The sequence below is a fragment of the Pseudomonas sp. GW821-FHT07F05 genome (genome assembly GCF_059418765.1).
The window spans coordinates 270208-287758 of the sequence record NZ_JBWKQL010000001.1; the positions used below are offsets into that span (position 1 = coordinate 270208).

Genomic DNA, 17551 nt, shown 5'->3' on the forward strand with positions numbered 1-17551 from the left:
ACGTGAAACGCATCCATGTGGCCGCGGCGGTTATCCGTGGCACCGACGGCAAGATCCTCATCGCCCGACGCGCCGACAAACAGCATCAGGGCGGTCTGTGGGAGTTTCCTGGCGGCAAGGTTGAACCGGATGAATCGGTCGAGGCCGCGCTGTCCCGCGAGCTGCACGAAGAGCTCGGCATCGTCGTTACGGCGGCGCGTCCGCTGATCAAGATCAAGCACGACTACCCGGACAAACAGGTGTTGCTGGACGTGTGGGAAGTCTCGTCGTTTACCGGCGAGCCCCACGGTGTCGAAGGGCAACCGCTGGCCTGGGTATCGCAGCGGGAACTGGCCGAGTATGAATTTCCGGCGGCCAATCGGCCGATCGTGGCCGCTGCGCGTTTGCCGGGCGAGTACCTCATCACCCCGGACGATCTGGAAACGCCCGAGCTGCTGCGTGGCATACGCACGGCGGTGGCTGGCGGCATCAAGCTGGTTCAACTGCGGGCGCCGAACATGTACGACCCGAAATACCGTGACGTTGCGGTGGACGCGGTCGGGCTGTGCGCGGGCAAGGCGCAGTTGATGCTCAAAGGGCCGAGGGAATGGCTGGGTGACTTTCCGGCGGCGGGCTGGCACCTGACCAGCGAACAGCTGCGCAAATACGCCAGCAAGGGCCGTCCGTTTCCTGAAGATCGCTGGCTGGCAGCCTCCTGTCACGACGCTGAAGAGTTGAGTCTGGCCGAGCAGATGGGCGTGGATTTCGTCACCCTCTCGCCCGTGCTGCCGACCCAAAGCCATCCGGACGCACAGCCGCTGGGTTGGGAAAAGGCTCGCGACTTGATCGAGGGCTTTAGCAAGCCGGTTTATCTGCTGGGCGGGGTAGGGCCGACGGAGCGTCAGCACGCGTGGGAATGTGGCGCGCAGGGTGTGGCGGGGATCAGAGCGTTCTGGCCGCAGGGCTAATCAATACCTATATCGCTATACGAGCCAGCGATCCGCCTCTCAGCGCACAAAGCAATGCCACAGATGTACCGGCTGGCAAAGAACTTGTGGGAGCGAGCTTGCTCGCGAAGAGGCCTGTACATCTACCAGATTTCTAGTGGCTGAAATGCAGTCTTCGTGAGCAAGCTCACTCCCACAGGATCCCTGTTCTGCCAGTCAATCGCGGTGTAGCAGCACATTTGACCTCTGCGCTCATCAAGCAATCAGGCACCGCTTATTCAACGGCTGGTGCGGTCACTGTGGGAGCGAGCTTGCTCGCGAAGAGGTCTGTACATCCACTAGATCTCCAGTGGGTGAAATGCCGTCTTCGTGAGCAAGCTCACTCCCACAGGATCCCTGTTTTGCCAGTCAATCGCGGTGTAGCAGCACATTTGATGCTCTGCGCTCATCAAGCAATCAGGCACCGCTTGTTCAACGGCTGATGCGGTCACTGTGGGAGCGAGCTTGCTCGCGAAGAGGTCTGTACATCCACTGGATCTCTAGTGGCTGAAATGCAGTCTTCGTGAGCAAGGTGGAGCGCCACCCCGGTCACTCCCACAGGATTTGCGCTTGCCAGCTGAGTTGCGGTGTATCAGCACATCATCACCGCAGCACAGTCCTGCCTACTCCCAACCCAATCACTGCGGCTTCTTCGCAGGCTCCCACAAAATCTCCGCTACACCCTCACGCCGGGCAATGATGCGTGCCGCGACAAACAGCAAATCCGACAGCCGATTGATGTACGCCAGACCAACCCCGGCCAGCGGCTCGACCGCGTTCAGGTGCTGACAACGCCGCTCCGCCGTACGCGCCAGGCTTCGGCAAACGTGGGCTTGGGCGATCAGCGTCGAGCCGCCCGGCAGGATGAAGTTCTCCAGCGGCCCCAGCTCCTCATTCCAGTGATCGATGGCCGTTTCCAGGCGCTCGATCTCCGCCGCATTCAGCGCCTTGTATTCCGGCATCGCCAGCTCGCCGCCCAGGTCGAACAACCGATGCTGACACGGCGCCAATACGTCGATGACTTCCTGCAGCGCCGGATGAGTCGCGACCGCCGCCGAAAGGCCCGCCAGCAACACGCCGACCTGACTGTTCAGCGAATCGACTTCCCCGATGGCCTCGACCCGCGGGTGATCCTTCGGCACTCGGCGACCATCGCCCAGGCCCGTTTCGCCGGTGTCACCCGTGCGCGTGTAAATTTTCGACAAGCGAAATCCCATGGCTCTACTCCCGGTCGTTCTGACCAATGACCTGTGGTGCAGGCATATCTATCGAATTGTCCACCAGCGGCAGGCGCAAGGTGAAACAGGTGCCCTGGCCGAGGGTGGAATGCACTTCCATCTGGCCTTTGTGGTTGTTGGTGATGATGAAATACGACACCGACAGTCCGAGGCCCGTGCCCTGGCCGATTTCCTTGGTGGTGAAAAACGGCTCGAAGGTGCGCTTGCGCACGCTCTCGGACATGCCGATGCCGTTGTCCTCGACCTGGATTTCCGCCCAGGGCGGGTTCAGGCGTGTGCGCAAAATGATGCGCCCCGGCTCGCTGGCGTTCTCGCGCTGGTGAATAGCCTGAGCGGCGTTCTTCAGCAGGTTGAGCAGCACTTGCTCCAGTTCGTTGGCCGTCGCAGGCACCGGGCCCAGAGCAGGATCGAACTGGCGAATGATGTTCTGGCCCTTGAAGTCAAAGCCGATGGTCAGGTCGAAGTCGTTGCTGGCAATCTCCACGGCCTGATCGATCAGTGCCGGCAGATCACAGGGCGCCAACTGCCGGTTGCTGCGTCGGCTGAAGCTGAGCATGTGGCTGACGATCTTCGCCGCCCGCGCTCCGGCCGACTGAATGCCGTCCAGCAACTGCGGCACTTCGCGGGCGATCAGGTATTGATTGACCGCGGCCAGTTCGATGCCTTCCTGCTGGGCCTGCTCCAGATTCTTCGGCAGATCGGGCGACAGCCGACGGCGGATGTTCTGCACGTTGTGCATGATCGCGCCGAGGGGGTTGTTGATTTCATGGGCCATGCCTGCGGCCAGGCCACCCACCGAGAGCATCTTCTCGGACTGGACCATCATTTCCTCCAGCGACAGGCGCTGGGTAATGTCATCGATGCGGATCACCGCGCCACGGCCTGCATCGCCGGTCAGAGGGTAGAAGGTGAGGGCGTAATGACGCGACTCTTCGCCCTTGACCCAGGTGACACGCTCGATCTTGGTGACGGTGTGACGCTCGACGGTCTGCTTGATCTGCGGCAAAAACGCGCGCATCGGCGGGAATGCCGAATAAATCGGCTGGTTCAGCGCCTCGTCCAGTGGGGTGCCGGACAGGGCGCCGGCTTCCTGATTCCACTGGGTGACGTACAGTTGCTCGTCCAGGGCAATCAGCGCTGAAGGCATGGAGTCGATGATGCTGTTGAGGTAGTTCTGGAACCCCGTGAGCTTCTTCTCGATCTTGCTGCGCACCTGCACTTCCAGCTCCAGCTTGCGGTTGGTGTGACGGGTTTCTTCCGCCAGACCCTGCGCCTGATCGTAGGCTTCCTGGGACTCATCGCGCGCGCGTCTGAGCTGCTGTTCACGGGCTTCCATGCGCGAGAGCATGGTGTTGAACGCCTCGGCGAGCGAACCGATCTCGTCCTTGTTGCCGGGGGTCGCCCGCAGCGCGTAGTTCTCCTCGCGGGTCACCCGCCGGGACAAATCTTCAAGCTGGTAGATCGGCTCGGTGATGAAGCGCCGAATCTGCCGGGCGACACCGGCCCAGAGCAGGATGCTGAAAATCAGAATGCCGATACTGGCGGTCAGCGTGCCGGTGTAGAACGCCGTCGGCAGTTCGCTGCTCGCGACCAGCAACAGATGCCCCGGCGCTTGCCCTGCTTTGGGGATGGGGATGACCTGAGTGTTGCGAAACTCGGTAATGCGCCAGCTCTCCAGATCCCGATAGTGGTCGGGCATGCGCAACTTGTCGCCCTGCTGCATCTGCGCCAGACGCGTACCGCTGCTGTCGTAAACAGCCGCCGCCCGCAACGGGCCGTAATTTTTCAGTTCCTTGAGCAGCGCCTGGGCGTTGTAGGTCGAGGATAAGGCTTGCTCGGACAGCCCCGGATTGCTGATCAGTCGACCGATCGTTTGCAACGCCTGGGGCGCCATCGCTTCCTGAGAGATGTAGTAGGCGGCGCTGATGAAGGTCAGGTTGGCGACCACCAGCACGGTGGTGAGCAATACCAGCAAGGCGGCCAGAAGTTTTTGACCGACCGGCAGGTTTTCGAGGCGCTGGCGCAATGGCATGGGGCAGGTCACCGGAAGGAGGAGCGGGCAGGTTAGCGCTGTTCCGCCCGTGAGCAAACCCGTCAGTCGCTGGGCAGACCTCGGGCGTTGAGGTGTTCGATCAGGCGCAGGCGCAACAGGTTCAGTGTGGGTGCCGGGCAATCAAGCGCCGCCGCCGTGGCGCAGACATGCCCGAGCAGGTAGCGGATCTCGGTGCGGCGGCCTTGGGCGACATCCTGATACATCGAGGAATAATTCGCAGCGGTGGCGGCAATCACCTGTTGCACTTGATCCAGCAACCCTTCAGCCGCGCCGGGCTGACCGCAGCAGTGCAGCACATGGCCGAGCTCGGCACACAGCGCCGTCACTTCCTCGGCATGAGCCTGCAGCTCGCCGTTGCGGCATTGGTGCAAGACGGTCAGCGGGTTGATGGCGCAGTTGAGCGCGAGCTTGCGCCAGAGGTGTTCGGCGATGTCAGCGGTCCACTGATGGGGGATGCCCGCCTGCTTGAGTTCGTCCAGCCAGGCCGGCGCCGCGCCTTGCGGCGTGTCGCCCAGCCAGTTGAAACCCTGTCCGGCGAACACCACGCTCCAGTCTTCATCTCGGTAGGCACCTTCGGTGCTGGAGACAAAGATGCAGCGGGCCCCAGGAATCATGGCGGCCACGGCGTCCTGGCTGCCCAGCCCGTTTTGCAGGAGGAGCACCTCGGCCCTGTCGGTCAGTCGATGGGCGACGGCTGCAACCGCATGTTCAGCGTCGTAGGCCTTGCATGCCACCAGCAGCCGCTGGATCGGTTCATCCGCGCTGACCGTCTGCGCCGGAATGGCAAACGTCTGACGCTGACCGTTTTCGTTGAGCGTCAGGCCGGCTTGTGCGTTGTAGGCCGCCAGTCGGGCCTCGTCGCGCAAGATCACCCGCACCGGCAGACCCGCCCTGGCCAGTCGCGTAGCCCACAGACTGCCCAGACTGCCCGCGCCCAGCACATGCCAGCAAACGCGACTCAAAAGAAATCACGCCCGATGACGAAGATCTCGGTGCGCAAGGAAAACCAAATCAACATCGCAGGCTCACATGAACGTGGGAAAAGTCTCGTTATAATGACCGGGCTTTCATACCGTCAAGTCAGGCGTGCTCCATCCACATGTCGAGCCGCGCCGTATCAATTGGAGAATCTAAATGCCCTCGTTCGACGTAGTGTCTGAACTGGATAAACACGAAGTCACGAATGCCGTCGACAACGCGATCAAAGAGCTGGACCGCCGCTACGACCTCAAAGGCAAAGGCAGCTTCGAGTTCACGGAAAAAGACCTGCTGATCAAGATGACCGCCGAAGAAGGTTTTCAGCTCGAAGCCATGATCGAGATCCTCAAGCTGGCCTTGGTCAAGCGCAAGATCGACGTGCAGTGCCTGGAGCTGAAGGACCCCTTCGCGTCCGGCAAGGTCATGAAACAGGAGGCCACGCTCAAGGAAGGCATCGACAAGGAGCTGGCGAAGAAGATCGTCGCTCACATCAAGGAAGCCAAGCTCAAGGTTCAGGCTGCGATTCAGGGCGAGCAAGTGCGCGTCACCGGCAAGAAGCGTGACGACCTGCAAGAGGCGATCGCTGCTCTGCGTGGTCACGAGTTCGGTATGCCGCTGCAATTCAACAACTTCCGCGACTGATTCCCCCGCGATTTGCCCTGCGATTTCATGTTGGCTCAGGAACCCGAGGGGTTCCTGTGCGTCCGAATGCAGGTCTGGCTGAAATAACGGGCCCACTCGGCGCCGTTGTTTCAGCCTTCCATGTCGCGACCCCGAGGAGAAATAGATGGACTTGGATTTAAACGGCCAGGTAGACCATCTGGTGAAAGCGTCTCAGGCCTGGATCCCGATGGTCATGCAATACGGCAGCAAAGTGCTGCTGGCAGTGGTCGTCCTGTTGGTCGGCTGGTGGCTGATCAATAGACTGACGTCCCGCGTGGGCGCGCTGTTGGCGCTGCGCCACGTCGACCTGGCGTTGCAGGGCTTTATCAGCAGCATCACCAATATCATTTTGAAGATACTGCTGATCGTCAGCGTTGCCTCGATGATCGGGGTTGAAACCACCTCGTTCGTGGCCGCAATCGGTGCGGCGGGTCTGGCCATCGGTCTCGCGTTGCAGGGCAGCCTGGCGAACTTTGCCGGCGGCGTGTTGATTCTGCTGTTCCGTCCGTTCCGCATTGGCGACTGGATCGAAGCGCAGGGTGTGTCGGGCACCGTGGACGGGATTCAGATCTTCCACACCGTGCTGCGCACCGGCGACAACAAGACGGTGATCCTGCCCAACGGCAACCTGTCCAACGGCATCATCACCAACACCAACCGTCAGCCGACGCGCAAGATCACCTTCGACGTGGGCATCGATTACGACGCCGATCTGAAGCAGGCGCTGCAAGTGCTGATGGACATGGCGGATGATCCGCGCATCCTGAAGGATCCGGCGCCCCAGGCGGTGGTCGCGGCATTGGGCGACAGCTCGATTACCGTGTCCCTGCGTGTGTGGACCAAGACTGGTGACTTCGGTGACGTGTCGAACCGCTTCAACGCTGAAATCCGCGACCGCCTGCGCGCGGCCAACATCGACATCCCGTTCCCGCAGCGGGTGATTCGTGTGGTGCAGGATGAGCAGCCCGCAAAGGCGTAACGCTCGATCGCAGAAACCAAAAAGCCCCGACTCGTGAGAGTGCGGGGCTTTTTGTTGAGTGGGAAAGGCTATCTGTCGATGGACCTCGCTGCTTTGTACGCGCTCACTCTCGTTCAGACGCCGCGCTGTGGTGCATAAACGCGCTCCCACAGGATAGGGTTCGCCAGCGAATCTTTTTACAGAACCGAATCCGCAGGCTTGGCCGGCTCTTCGGGTTCTGCCGCTTCTTCCCGCGCTTCCCGGCGTGCTTCCTGCGCCCAGTGCAGGGCGATCATGAACAACGTCGGCACGCCCATCAGCGCGGTCGCCAGGAAAAAGTTGTGGTACCCCAGCTTCTCCACCATGACCCCGGAGTAGCCACCGATCAGGCGCGGCAACAGCAGCATGATCGAGCTGAGCAGCGCGTATTGGGTGGCCGAGAACTTGAGGTTGGTCAGGCTCGACAGGTAGGCCACGAACGCCGATGTCGCGAGGCCCGAGCTGAAGTTGTCCAGCGAGATCGTCACGATTAGCATCTTCAGGTTCGGGCCCATGTCGGCCAGCATCAGGAACAGCAGGTTGGTCGCAGCCGAGGTCACGCCGCCGATGAACAGGATCGGCAGAATGCCAAAGCGCACGATCGCCAGACCGCCAAACGCCGCACCGGCCAGCGTCATCACCAGCCCGAAGATCTTGCTGACGCTGGCAATCTGATCCTTGGTAAAGCCCTGGTCGATATAGAACACGTTCGCCATGACGCCCATGACTGTGTCGGACATGCGATAGGTGGCGATCAGCCCCAGTAGCAGAAAGGCCTGCCAGCGATAACGCAGGATGAAATCGTTGATAGGCGTCAGCACCGGCGCCAGACCGCGGCGGCCCATGGACGACAGGCAGGCCACGGTCAGCAGCGTGTAGAGGATCGCGCGCAGAAAGGCGCGGTCTTCCATCAGCAGGTCTTTCCAGGTGGTGCCCTGAAACAGCACGCTGGCGAAATCGGTGTTGTACAGCTGGGTGAACATCGCCGGCACCGAGACCAGCAGAATGATAAGCACGAACACCGAGGCCAGTTGATGGGCAAAGCCGTAGCGCACGGCCGACAGCTGGGTGCGGATCGGCACGGACGGTTCACGCATGATCAGGCTGGTGATCAGCGCGGGCACCATGAGCAGGCCGAACAGCACGTAGGTGCCGGCCCAGGCCGAGTGCTTGTAGGCAAAGCCGGTCGAGCCGAAGCCTTCGGCGAAATACAACGCGCCGGCAGTGGCGAGGAGGGCGGCGACGCGATAGCCGGCCATGTAGCTGGCGGCGAGAGTCGCTTGCTGGCTGTCGCTGGCGATTTCCAGGCGGTAGGCGTCGATGGCGATGTCTTGGGTTGCGGAGGAGAACGCGACCAGCACGGCAATCGCGATCAGCCACGACAGATGCTGCTGCGGGTCACAGAACCCCATGCCGATCAGGCCCAGGGTCACTAGCGATTGCGAAAGCACCAGCCACGAGCGGCGTCGGCCGAGCCGGCCCAACAAAGGCAGGCTCCATTGATCGAGCAGCGGCGACCAGACCCATTTAAAGGCATAGGCCAAGCCAATCAGGCTGGCGTAGCCAATGGTTTCACGCGCAACGCCGGCTTCGCGCAGCCAGACAGACAGCGTTGAGAACACCAACATGTAGGGCATGCCCGCGGCAAAGCCGAGCAACAGGAGCACAAATGTAGAGGGGCTGGCATATGCGGCGAGCGCGGCGCGCCAGGTTTTGCGGGGCATGGGCTGGAATCTGCCTCAGGTTACGTAAACAAAGCGCGCACTCTAACCGTTGTGCTCTGTCGGGCGCCAGCCATGACGCTGCATATCCACACGATTGTTACGGATGGTCACGCCCTCGGCCCGCAAGCGCGCCCGTTGCTCCTCGCCGGACACGGTTCCGGGGGCCAGGCTGATGCGCCCGCCGGCGCCAATCACGCGATGCCAGGGCAGGCTGCTGCCGTCCGGCAACTGGCTCAACGCTCTGCCAACGAAACGCGCCGCTCGTCCCAAACCGGCCAGCTCGGCCAACTGACCGTAACTGACCACCTTGCCTTCCGGCACTTGATGCAGTGTGAGATATAACGCCGTGCGCCGTGCCTCAGCGGGAGAGAGGCCGGCAGGGTCGTTTTGAGCCGATGATTGTTCGATCACGCATTCGTTCCTGTAAAAGGGATGAACGGGAATTTTCGATAAGGAACTAGGGAAACTTCCTACTGTCAGTGTTACCTGTGTCGGCGGTCTGCCGATTGCCAACCCGTTATCTATCCGGATAATGCCCGATTCTCCGCGAACCAGAGCCTTGTCGTTGCTTATGTTGTCCAGAACCCTGTTGTGCGTTGCTGTTGCTACTGCTTCTACCCCATTGCTCGCCGACACCGTCTGGTTGAAAAACGGCGACAAGATGACCGGGACCATCAAGTTCTTCGACGGCGGCAAGCTGCTGATCAATACCAAATATGCAGGCGACGTCCCGCTGGACTGGAAGGAAATCAAGACGCTGGAAAGTGACCAGCACCTTTTGGTAAAGCAGGACGCCACCACTGGCGAAGTGTCCAAGTCGTTGCAGCCGGCCGAGGATGGCAAGGTCACGCTGGCCAATGGCGATGCGCCGAAGACGGTTGAACTGGCGAGCATCCAGCAGATCATCAAGCCCAAGCCGGTGGTCACCGATCTGGTCTGGAAGGGCAACGTCGACGCTGCACTGGACTTCCAGCGCGCCGAGAACGACACCGACGATTACAACATCGCCTTCAAGACCTCCGCGACCCATGGCCAGTGGCGCCACAACGCCAAGGGCGAGTACAACCGCGAATCGCAGGACAGCCTGACCACCACCAATAACTGGGACGCCGAATACTCGGTCGACCGGTTCTTCACGGACAAGTGGTTCTGGGACGGTCGTATCACCTACAAGCGTGACACCATTGAAGACCTGGCCCGTCAGCGCACCGTGGGTACCGGTCCGGGCTACCAGTTCTGGGACGACGAACTGGGCGCATTCAAAATCGGCGCGCTGCTTAACCGCACCGATTTCGAATATTCCAACGGCGAGAAGGACAACTTCTATTCCGTGTCCGGCACCTGGGACTACAACCGTTACCTGATCGGCAAGAAGGTCGAGTTCTTCACCAACGGTGAAGTCGGCAAGCCTATCAGCGGCGTGGCTGACTACAGCCTCGAGACAGAAGTGGGCCTGCGCTACAAAGTCACAGAATGGGCGTCGCTCAACCTCAAGGCCGAGAAAGACATCATCAGCGGCTCCGACAACGGCGACCTGGACAAGACCCGCTACACCGCCGGTTTTGGTGTTTCCTGGTAAAACAGCCTTATCAATGCCTGAGCGTGCGCAGATGACGACCTGATCTGCGTGCGTTGGCTTGTTTCATTTTCAAGCGTTTGCTTCTTACGCGAATCCTCCGCGAAATCGTCACCCCCGCTCAATCTGGCACCTTCCTACGATAACGATTATCGTGGGGCCTGCGTCGCCGTCTGCTGCTTCGCGTCCTTCGATGCCTTCGTTTTACTGTTCAGGAGCCTCACATGAGCGCCAGCGCCAACCGGCAAGCCCGTACCTTGCTGCTCAAGGAATACCGCGGCGTGTTGTCGACCCATTCCAAGTCGATGCCCGGTTACCCGTTTGGCTCGGTGGTGCCTTATTGCCTGGACGACCAGGGCCGTCCGTTGATCCTCATCAGCCGCATCGCGCAGCACACCCACAATCTGCAGCTCGACGCCAAGTGTTCCTTGCTTGTGGGCGAGCGCGGCGCCGAGGATGTGCAAGCGGTGGGGCGCGTCACGCTGATGGCCGAAGCCGAGAAGATCAGCGACGAGGCGCAGATTGAAGCGGCCGCTCAGCGTTACTACCGTTATTTCCCTGAATCCGAGAGTTACCACAGTGCTCACGATTTTGATTTCTGGGTGCTGAAGCCGGTGCGCTACCGGTTTATTGGCGGGTTTGGCGCGATTCACTGGCTGGACGACGCGGCATTGGCCAATCCCTTCGCCGGGGCTGCGGAGATCAGCATGGTCGAGCACATGAATGCCGATCACGCCAAGGCCATCGCCCACTACGTCGAGCTGGCCGGTTTGCCACAGACCGAGCCCGCCACGCTGGTGGGCATCGACAGCGAGGGCATGCACCTGCGCGTGGGTCAAAGTCTGCACTGGTTGGCCTTCGCAGAGCCCTGTAATACGCCGATACACGTCCGCCAGGCCTTGGTTCACCTGGCTCACGCTGAAAAATGGCCCACGCTTGAACAGGCCGAGGCTTGAATTAACGACTTTGCGACGTCACGTAAGGTCTACTGGAAGCCTTCTTCCGTCTAGGAACTCACTTTGATGCGCGTTTTTCTTCTGCTTTTATTGCTTTTTCCGGTGCTCGAGCTGTTCGTGCTGGTGAAAGTCGGGATGTCGATCGGCTTTCTGCCGACCTTCCTGTTGGTCGTTGCCGGGTCGATGCTCGGTGTTTTCGTGGTGCGGATCGCCGGTGTCGCCACCGCGTTGAGTGCCCGGCAGAGTCTGGCCCGTGGCGAGCTGCCTGCCCAGCAGATGCTCGACGGTTTGATGATGACCATTGGCGGCGGTTTGCTGGTGCTGCCGGGTTTTATCAGCGACGTGCTGGGCCTGCTGTTTCTCATGCCGTTCACCCGTCGCATGATCGTCGGCAAGGTGCGTAACCGCGCCGAGGCTCAGGCCGCGCGCCAGCGTGCGTTTGCCGAGAACATGCATGCGGCGAATTCGCCAGGTCCCATGCACCCCGGTGCTGCCCGCCCTGAAGCACGTCGCCCTGAAGTCATTGAGGGTGAAGTGATCGAAGGCGAGTTCGAACCCCTCGATAAAAAGTGATTCAACGTCACTACGACACGGCACCTGCGGGTGCCGTGTTCGTTTTCGCGACCGCCATTCATGCAAAAAATTTCTCGGGTCAGCCTTGAAATCGGCTTGCTCGCCCTTATGTATGGGTCACCGCAAGGTTTCTGGCGCGTTTCGTCAGACCGTATTCTGCGGTTCGCTCGCGAACCGTAACCGGCAAGCCCGGATGTTTTAACCCGCCGGTGTCCGCACCGGGCGTTTAAAAACCATAATTAGGAGATCGACAATGAAGCTTCGTCCTCTGCATGACCGCGTCGTAATCCGTCGCAGCGAAGAAGAAACAAAAACTGCTGGCGGTATCGTGCTGCCTGGTTCGGCTGCTGAAAAACCTAACCGTGGCGAAATCATCGCCGTCGGCAACGGTCGCATCCTGGACAACGGTGAAGTACGCGCGCTGGCCGTGAAAGTGGGTGACAAAGTGGTGTTCGGCCCTTACTCCGGCAGCAACACTGTGAAAGTAGACGGCGAAGACCTGCTGGTGATGAGCGAGAACGAAATTCTCGCGGTCGTCGAAGGCTGAGTTGATACCCCATTTCCCGTTACTACAAAGTATTTAAGGAATAACGATCATGGCTGCTAAAGAAGTTAAATTCGGCGATGCTGGCCGTAAAAAAATGCTGGCTGGTGTCAACGTCCTGGCCGACGCAGTAAAAGCAACCCTGGGCCCTAAAGGCCGTAACGTCATCATCGAAAAAAGCTTTGGCGCTCCGCTGATCACCAAAGACGGTGTGTCCGTAGCCAAAGAAATCGAGCTGAAAGACCGTTTCGAAAACATGGGCGCGCAGCTGGTCAAAGACGTTGCCTCCCGTGCAAACGATGACGCTGGCGACGGTACCACCACTGCTACCGTTCTGGCCCAAGCCATCGTCAACGAAGGCCTGAAAGCCGTCGCTGCCGGCATGAACCCGATGGACCTGAAGCGCGGCATCGACAAGGCGACCATCGCCATTGTTGCCGAGCTGAAGAAGCTGTCCAAGCCTTGCACCGACACCAAGGCAATCGCCCAGGTCGGCACCATCTCGGCCAACTCGGACAATTCCATCGGCGACATCATTGCCGAAGCCATGGAAAAAGTGACCAAAGACGGCGTTATCACCGTTGAAGAAGGTTCGGGTCTGGAAAACGAGCTGTCTGTTGTTGAAGGCATGCAGTTTGACCGTGGCTACCTGTCCCCGTACTTCATCAACAAGCCGGACACCATGGTTGCCGAGCTGGACAGCCCGCTGCTGCTGCTGGTTGACAAGAAAATCTCCAACATCCGCGAAATGCTGCCAGTTCTGGAAGCCGTGGCGAAAGCTGGCCGTCCTCTGCTGATCGTGGCTGAAGACGTTGAAGGCGAAGCACTGGCGACTCTGGTCGTGAACAACATGCGCGGCATCGTCAAAGTTGCAGCGGTCAAAGCCCCAGGCTTTGGCGACCGTCGCAAGGCCATGCTGCAGGACATCGCTGTTCTGACTGGCGGTACCGTTATCTCGGAAGAGATCGGCCTGAGCCTGGAAACCGCTACGCTGGAACACCTGGGTAATGCCAAGCGCGTTATCTTGAACAAAGAAAACACCACCATCATTGACGGTGCTGGCGTTCGTGCTGACATCGACGGTCGTATCGCGCAGATCCGTCAGCAGATCGGCGACACGTCTTCGGACTACGACAAAGAAAAACTGCAAGAGCGTCTGGCCAAGCTGTCGGGCGGCGTTGCAGTGATCAAGGTCGGTGCCGGTTCCGAAGTTGAAATGAAAGAGAAGAAAGCCCGCGTTGAAGACGCCCTGCACGCAACCCGTGCAGCCGTTGAAGAAGGCGTGGTGCCTGGCGGTGGTGTTGCTCTGGTTCGTTCGCTGCAGGCGATTTCCGAACTGCGTGGCGACAACGCTGATCAGGACGTCGGTATCGCACTGCTGCGTCGTGCGGTGGAAGCGCCTCTGCGTCAGATCGTTGCAAACTCGGGCGACGAGCCTAGCGTTGTGGTCGACAAGGTCAAGCAGGGCACTGGTAACTACGGTTACAACGCTGCGAGCGGCGAGTACGGCGACATGATCGAGATGGGTATTCTCGATCCGGCCAAGGTGACGCGTTCTGCTCTGCAGGCTGCTTCGTCGATCGCCAGTCTGATGATCACCACTGAGGCGATGATTGCTGATGTGGCTGATGAGAAGGCTGCTGGTGGCGGTATGCCTGATATGGGCGGCATGGGTGGTATGGGCGGCATGATGTAAGCCAGCCGTACCCCGATGTAGAAAAAACCCCGCTTCGGCGGGGTTTTTTTATGGGCTTTTTTTGGGCTTGGTGGGGGGGCATATCCATTATTTGTGGTGTGGCTGATTCACCTTTCCGCCCTTACGGCGGGTCACTTTTTCCAAGAGCCGAAAAAGTAACCAAAAAGGCCCTGCTCCTGGTTTGGCCCCTCCTGCGTCGGGGTTCCTTCACTCCGGTCTCGCTCCGTGGGCCCGCGCCGAACGGGCATCCATGCCCTGACGGCGCTCTCGCCGCATCCCTGCGGCTCGGCCCACTCCGCGAGACCTACGGTCAGCCTGCACCCAAGTCGCGTTTGGCGGTGTTTGAAATTCTTGTGTACGAAGATCAAAAGCGGGTTTAAGCAGATCAAGGGCTTCCCGGCTAAAGCCGGTCCTACGGGGGAGCGCCGCCGATCCCACAGGGTGTACGCGGTGCTTTCAGTGGGACCGGCTTTAGCCGGGAAGAGGCCCGCGTGGGCGCCATCAATTTTTGGTCTGACCCCCGATCGTTCCCACGCTCTGCGTGGGCATGCATCCCGTGACGCTCCGCGTCATCCTGAAATGGCGATTACCCTGTAACGGCTTCTCCATTCACCACCACGTCCTTCTTCTTGGCCGGTCGGTACAGCACAAAGTAATACGCCCCCAAACACAGCAGCCAGCAGAACACCGCTGTCCAGATGTTGTGGGAGAAGAAGTGCGCGCCCTGGAGCATTCGGCCGACGGAGAAGACGGTGCCCAGGCCCGCCGCGAAGATCAGGCCGGCTTTGGCCAAGCGGGGTTTGCGGTCGCGGAAGACGAAGAACAGGGCGAACAGTGTGAAGCCGGTGGCTGCGTGACCGCCGGGCCAGCAGCGGCCGGGTTTGTCGGTTTGCGGGCGGGGGCTGAGGAGTTCGCTGTAGGTTTCCTGGCCGCCGAATTCTTTCAGGCTCCACGGGCATTGCACCGATGTCACGACTTTCACCGGCGTAACAAAGCTGGTGGATAACGCCATCGACAGCACCATGCAGCCCAACTCGCGTTTCCACGGCTTCAGCACGTTGACGAAGAACGAGGCGATGAAGCTCACGAAGGACAAAACGCCGATAGCGATGACGGCTTGTTTGGCTCGGTCGTGCAGGACGTCTTCGAGAAAGAAGCTGTGCCGACCGATGAACTCGCCCGCTACGGGGTCGTAGGCCAGTTTGGCGATGTCCATGTCCAGCGAAGTCAGTTCCAGCAAGATCAGAACGATGGCGGTCACGGCCGGGATGCCCAGATAAACCCAGAAGTTGATCGGGCGTGAGGCGGGCCGTTCGAGTGCGTGTGACATGGCAAATCCCGTGTAGTGGGCGAGGGGGAGCGGGGGTTTATTGAGCCAGAGCGGTGCGAAGTCTGAGCAGAACGCTGTCGCGGCGCCGTGAACCGCGAGTGAAAAAAACGTTATGCACGGAGGTGCTGGCCCTTGAGCGCGCATCGCCGTAAGCTGCCGCCAACTCTGACCTTGTTGAACGGCATCTCGCGCCGTGTCCCGGGTCTCGCCACACCGCATAGGGAGACACGCGCCATGAGAATTCTGCTGGTTGAAGACAACCGCGACATCCTGGCAAACCTCGCCGATTATCTCGGTTTGAAGGGTTACACCGTCGATTGTGCCCAAGACGGCCTGTCCGGTCTGCACCTGGCGGCCACCGAGCATTACGACCTGATCGTCCTCGACATCATGCTGCCCGGCATCGACGGTTACACCCTGTGCAAGCGCCTGCGTGAAGACGCGCGCCGCGACACGCCGGTGATCATGCTCACCGCCCGCGACCAGCTCGACGACCGCCTGCAGGGTTTCCGCTCCGGCGCCGACGACTACCTGCTCAAGCCGTTCGCGCTGTCGGAACTGGCGGCGCGCATCGAGGCTGTATTGCGTCGTGCGCAGGGCGGCGGGAGGCGTACCCTGCAGGTCGCCGATCTGATCTACGACCTGGACACTCTGGAAGTGACTCGCGAAGGGCGTCTGCTCAAACTCAACCCGGTGGGCCTGAAATTGCTGGCGGTGTTGATGCAGAAGAGCCCTCACGTCCTGCGTCGTGAAGTGCTGGAAGAAGCCCTGTGGGGCGATGACTGCCCGGACAGCGACAGCCTGCGCAGCCATGTTCACCAATTGCGCCAGGTCATCGACAAGCCGTTCGCCAAGCCGCTGTTGCAGACCGTCCACGGTGTCGGATACCGCCTCGCCGAGGGGCGTGATGGAGTTTAAGCAGAGCCTCGCCCAACGGATCATCATCGCCTTCGCCTTGATGAGCGCGCTGGTTGCCGGGTGCTTCGCCATGGGCATCGTCGCGACGGTGCACCTGGTCGAAGAGAAGCTGATTTCGGCTGGACTGGGCGGCGACCTGACGCGTCTGCTGCTGATGGACAGCGTCAACGACTGGAGCCATCGCCCCGAGCCGGATCAGCTGTTTTACTTCAGCGGCGGCCCGGGGGATTTCGAGCTGCCGAAGGATTTGCGTCACCTGGAACCGGGCTTTCACGAAGTGTTTCGCGGGCCGTTGTCCTACCACGCCATGGTTGAGGTGGTAGACGGCCGTCACTATGTGCTGCTTCAGGACCAAAGCGATTTTGAAGAGCGTGAGCGCGTGCTGTTCGCCGTCGTGCTGGTGGGCTTTGTGCTGGCGCTGGCGCTGGCGATCTTCCTCGGCTGGATATTGGCGCGCCGGGTGATGGCGCCGGTGGTACGGCTGGCGCGGCAGGTGCGTCATCGCGATCAGCTGCTCGGCCTCGCCCCGCCTCTCGCCCCCGATTACGCCGCCGACGAAGTGGGTGAGCTGGCGGTGGCCTTCGACGCCACGCTGGGCCGCCTGCGTGATGCCCTGACCCGTGAGCGGATGTTCACCAGCGACGTCAGCCACGAACTGCGCACGCCGTTGATGGTGCTGGCCAGTTCCTGTGAGCTGCTGCTGGAGAACCCGGCGCTGGATCAGCGCGCCCGTGCCCAGGTTGAGCGCGTGGCGCGGGCGTGCGAAGAAATGCGCGATCTGGTGCAGACCTTCCTGATGCTGGCCCGCACCCAGCGCGATGACCTCGCCCTTTACCCGCAACTGACCCTGCAAGGCGCCGCCCAGCAGCTGATCAGCCTGTGGCGCGAACCGATCGAACGCAAGGGGCTGACCCTGGAATACCTGCCCGGCGAGCCCTCCGATACCGCTTACAACGCCACCTTCCTCTATGCCGTGATGGGCAACTTACTGCGCAACGCGTTGCACTACACCGACACCGGCTTCATCCGCCTGACCCTGCGAGAAGGCGGGTTCATGGTGGAGGATTCCGGCGTGGGGATACCGGAAGAAAAACGTGAGGCGATGTTTCAGCCATTTGTGCGCGGTACCGAGCAACGGGGCGAAGGTTTGGGCTTGGGGCTGTCGTTGGTGCAGCGTATCTGCGAGAACCAGGGGTGGTCCGTCAGCCTGGACACCATGGAGCCAAATGGCTGCCGGTTCAGCGTGGGCATGGGTTTGCGCCCTGGCAAAGACTCCGCTCGGTTGCCGTCGACAAATGTACAGCCTGTGTAAAGGTGCTAAAACAGACCGGGATATGGCC

General features: G+C 60.6%; 16 protein-coding genes. 10 read left to right on the plus strand and 6 right to left on the minus strand.

Features of this window, described 5'->3' with window-relative positions:
* Positions 1 to 2: 2 nt before the first annotated feature.
* Positions 3 to 947 carry a Nudix family hydrolase gene (locus AC07RO_RS01330; RefSeq protein WP_495085084.1) on the plus strand — a complete coding sequence of 315 codons (945 nt, stop codon included), beginning with the start codon at positions 3 to 5 and terminating at the stop codon, positions 945 to 947.
* 656 nt (positions 948 to 1603) lie between these two features.
* Here AC07RO_RS01330 and AC07RO_RS01335 read toward each other — a convergent pair.
* The 3 genes from AC07RO_RS01335 to AC07RO_RS01345 form a co-directional block, all read right to left on the minus strand.
* Entirely contained in the window at positions 1604 to 2182 is a 579-nt protein-coding gene (locus AC07RO_RS01335; protein WP_065992164.1) for a cob(I)yrinic acid a,c-diamide adenosyltransferase, read from the minus strand.
* 4 nt (positions 2183 to 2186) lie between these two features.
* Positions 2187 to 4235, minus strand: a complete 2049-nt coding sequence (locus AC07RO_RS01340; protein ID WP_495085085.1) for a sensor histidine kinase — start codon at positions 4233 to 4235, stop codon at positions 2187 to 2189.
* A gap of 62 nt (positions 4236 to 4297) precedes the next feature.
* Positions 4298 to 5218, minus strand: coding sequence for a putative 2-dehydropantoate 2-reductase (locus AC07RO_RS01345; RefSeq protein ID WP_495085086.1), 921 nt, complete (start codon positions 5216 to 5218; stop codon positions 4298 to 4300).
* A gap of 172 nt (positions 5219 to 5390) precedes the next feature.
* On the opposite strand from AC07RO_RS01345, the gene AC07RO_RS01350 reads away from it, so the two are divergent.
* Together AC07RO_RS01350 and AC07RO_RS01355 are read left to right on the plus strand one after the other, a co-directional pair.
* Positions 5391 to 5876 (plus strand): YajQ family cyclic di-GMP-binding protein, encoded by a 486-nt coding sequence (locus AC07RO_RS01350; protein WP_065992166.1) that lies wholly within the window; start codon positions 5391 to 5393, stop codon positions 5874 to 5876.
* A gap of 151 nt (positions 5877 to 6027) precedes the next feature.
* The gene (locus AC07RO_RS01355) at positions 6028 to 6876 is read left to right on the plus strand and encodes a mechanosensitive ion channel family protein (RefSeq protein WP_346627122.1); all 849 of its coding nucleotides are present in this window, start codon (positions 6028 to 6030) and stop codon (positions 6874 to 6876) included.
* A gap of 176 nt (positions 6877 to 7052) precedes the next feature.
* On the opposite strand, the gene AC07RO_RS01360 is transcribed toward AC07RO_RS01355, so the two are convergent.
* Together AC07RO_RS01360 and AC07RO_RS01365 are read right to left on the minus strand one after the other, a co-directional pair.
* Complete coding sequence (locus AC07RO_RS01360; protein WP_369305562.1) at positions 7053 to 8618, minus strand: AmpG family muropeptide MFS transporter; 1566 nt, start codon at positions 8616 to 8618, stop codon at positions 7053 to 7055.
* 42 nt (positions 8619 to 8660) lie between these two features.
* Positions 8661 to 9029: an MGMT family protein gene (locus AC07RO_RS01365; RefSeq protein ID WP_192171745.1), complete on the minus strand. Its 369-nt coding sequence runs from the start codon at positions 9027 to 9029 to the stop codon at positions 8661 to 8663.
* Positions 9030 to 9189: 160 nt separating this feature from the next.
* On the opposite strand from AC07RO_RS01365, the gene AC07RO_RS01370 reads away from it, so the two are divergent.
* The 5 genes from AC07RO_RS01370 to groL all read left to right on the plus strand — a co-directional run bounded on the left by AC07RO_RS01370 (position 9190) and on the right by groL (position 13963).
* On the plus strand, positions 9190 to 10197 hold the full coding sequence (locus AC07RO_RS01370; protein ID WP_065992174.1) for a DUF481 domain-containing protein: 1008 nt from the start codon (positions 9190 to 9192) through the stop codon (positions 10195 to 10197).
* A gap of 221 nt (positions 10198 to 10418) precedes the next feature.
* Positions 10419 to 11150, plus strand: coding sequence for a HugZ family pyridoxamine 5'-phosphate oxidase (locus AC07RO_RS01375; protein WP_495085087.1), 732 nt, complete (start codon positions 10419 to 10421; stop codon positions 11148 to 11150).
* A 66-nt stretch (positions 11151 to 11216) separates the two neighbouring features.
* Positions 11217 to 11723: an FxsA family protein gene (locus tag AC07RO_RS01380; RefSeq protein WP_192171743.1), complete on the plus strand. Its 507-nt coding sequence runs from the start codon at positions 11217 to 11219 to the stop codon at positions 11721 to 11723.
* A 253-nt stretch (positions 11724 to 11976) separates the two neighbouring features.
* Complete coding sequence (locus AC07RO_RS01385; RefSeq protein ID WP_065992178.1) at positions 11977 to 12270, plus strand: co-chaperone GroES; 294 nt, start codon at positions 11977 to 11979, stop codon at positions 12268 to 12270.
* 49 nt (positions 12271 to 12319) lie between these two features.
* Positions 12320 to 13963 (plus strand): chaperonin GroEL, encoded by a 1644-nt coding sequence (gene groL / locus AC07RO_RS01390; protein WP_133772246.1) that lies wholly within the window; start codon positions 12320 to 12322, stop codon positions 13961 to 13963.
* A gap of 586 nt (positions 13964 to 14549) precedes the next feature.
* Here groL and AC07RO_RS01395 read toward each other — a convergent pair.
* Positions 14550 to 15293 carry a phosphatase PAP2 family protein gene (locus AC07RO_RS01395; protein WP_495085088.1) on the minus strand — a complete coding sequence of 248 codons (744 nt, stop codon included), beginning with the start codon at positions 15291 to 15293 and terminating at the stop codon, positions 14550 to 14552.
* 234 nt (positions 15294 to 15527) lie between these two features.
* Between AC07RO_RS01395 and colR the strand changes: the two genes are divergently transcribed.
* Together colR and AC07RO_RS01405 are read left to right on the plus strand one after the other, a co-directional pair.
* Positions 15528 to 16211 carry a two-component system response regulator ColR gene (gene colR, locus AC07RO_RS01400; RefSeq protein ID WP_037014624.1) on the plus strand — a complete coding sequence of 228 codons (684 nt, stop codon included), beginning with the start codon at positions 15528 to 15530 and terminating at the stop codon, positions 16209 to 16211.
* On the plus strand, positions 16201 to 17523 hold the full coding sequence (locus AC07RO_RS01405; RefSeq protein WP_495085089.1) for a sensor histidine kinase: 1323 nt from the start codon (positions 16201 to 16203) through the stop codon (positions 17521 to 17523). The genes colR and AC07RO_RS01405 overlap by 11 nt, the downstream gene beginning before the upstream one ends.
* Positions 17524 to 17551 lie beyond the last annotated feature (28 nt).

What these genes read in the sequence shown, in the direction of transcription:
- AC07RO_RS01335 (WP_065992164.1), bottom strand. Translation starts at nt 2,182, where the DNA reads ATGGGATTTCGCTTGTCGAAAATTTACACGCGCACGGGTGACACCGGC.
- AC07RO_RS01340 (WP_495085085.1), bottom strand. Translation starts at nt 4,235, where the DNA reads ATGCCATTGCGCCAGCGCCTCGAAAACCTGCCGGTCGGTCAAAAACTT.
- AC07RO_RS01350 (WP_065992166.1), top strand. Translation starts at nt 5,391, where the DNA reads ATGCCCTCGTTCGACGTAGTGTCTGAACTGGATAAACACGAAGTCACG.
- AC07RO_RS01360 (WP_369305562.1), bottom strand. Translation starts at nt 8,618, where the DNA reads ATGCCCCGCAAAACCTGGCGCGCCGCGCTCGCCGCATATGCCAGCCCC.
- AC07RO_RS01370 (WP_065992174.1), top strand. Translation starts at nt 9,190, where the DNA reads ATGTTGTCCAGAACCCTGTTGTGCGTTGCTGTTGCTACTGCTTCTACC.
- AC07RO_RS01375 (WP_495085087.1), top strand. Translation starts at nt 10,419, where the DNA reads ATGAGCGCCAGCGCCAACCGGCAAGCCCGTACCTTGCTGCTCAAGGAA.
- AC07RO_RS01380 (WP_192171743.1), top strand. Translation starts at nt 11,217, where the DNA reads ATGCGCGTTTTTCTTCTGCTTTTATTGCTTTTTCCGGTGCTCGAGCTG.
- AC07RO_RS01385 (WP_065992178.1), top strand. Translation starts at nt 11,977, where the DNA reads ATGAAGCTTCGTCCTCTGCATGACCGCGTCGTAATCCGTCGCAGCGAA.
- groL (WP_133772246.1), top strand. Translation starts at nt 12,320, where the DNA reads ATGGCTGCTAAAGAAGTTAAATTCGGCGATGCTGGCCGTAAAAAAATG.
- AC07RO_RS01395 (WP_495085088.1), bottom strand. Translation starts at nt 15,293, where the DNA reads ATGTCACACGCACTCGAACGGCCCGCCTCACGCCCGATCAACTTCTGG.
- colR (WP_037014624.1), top strand. Translation starts at nt 15,528, where the DNA reads ATGAGAATTCTGCTGGTTGAAGACAACCGCGACATCCTGGCAAACCTC.
- AC07RO_RS01405 (WP_495085089.1), top strand. Translation starts at nt 16,201, where the DNA reads ATGGAGTTTAAGCAGAGCCTCGCCCAACGGATCATCATCGCCTTCGCC.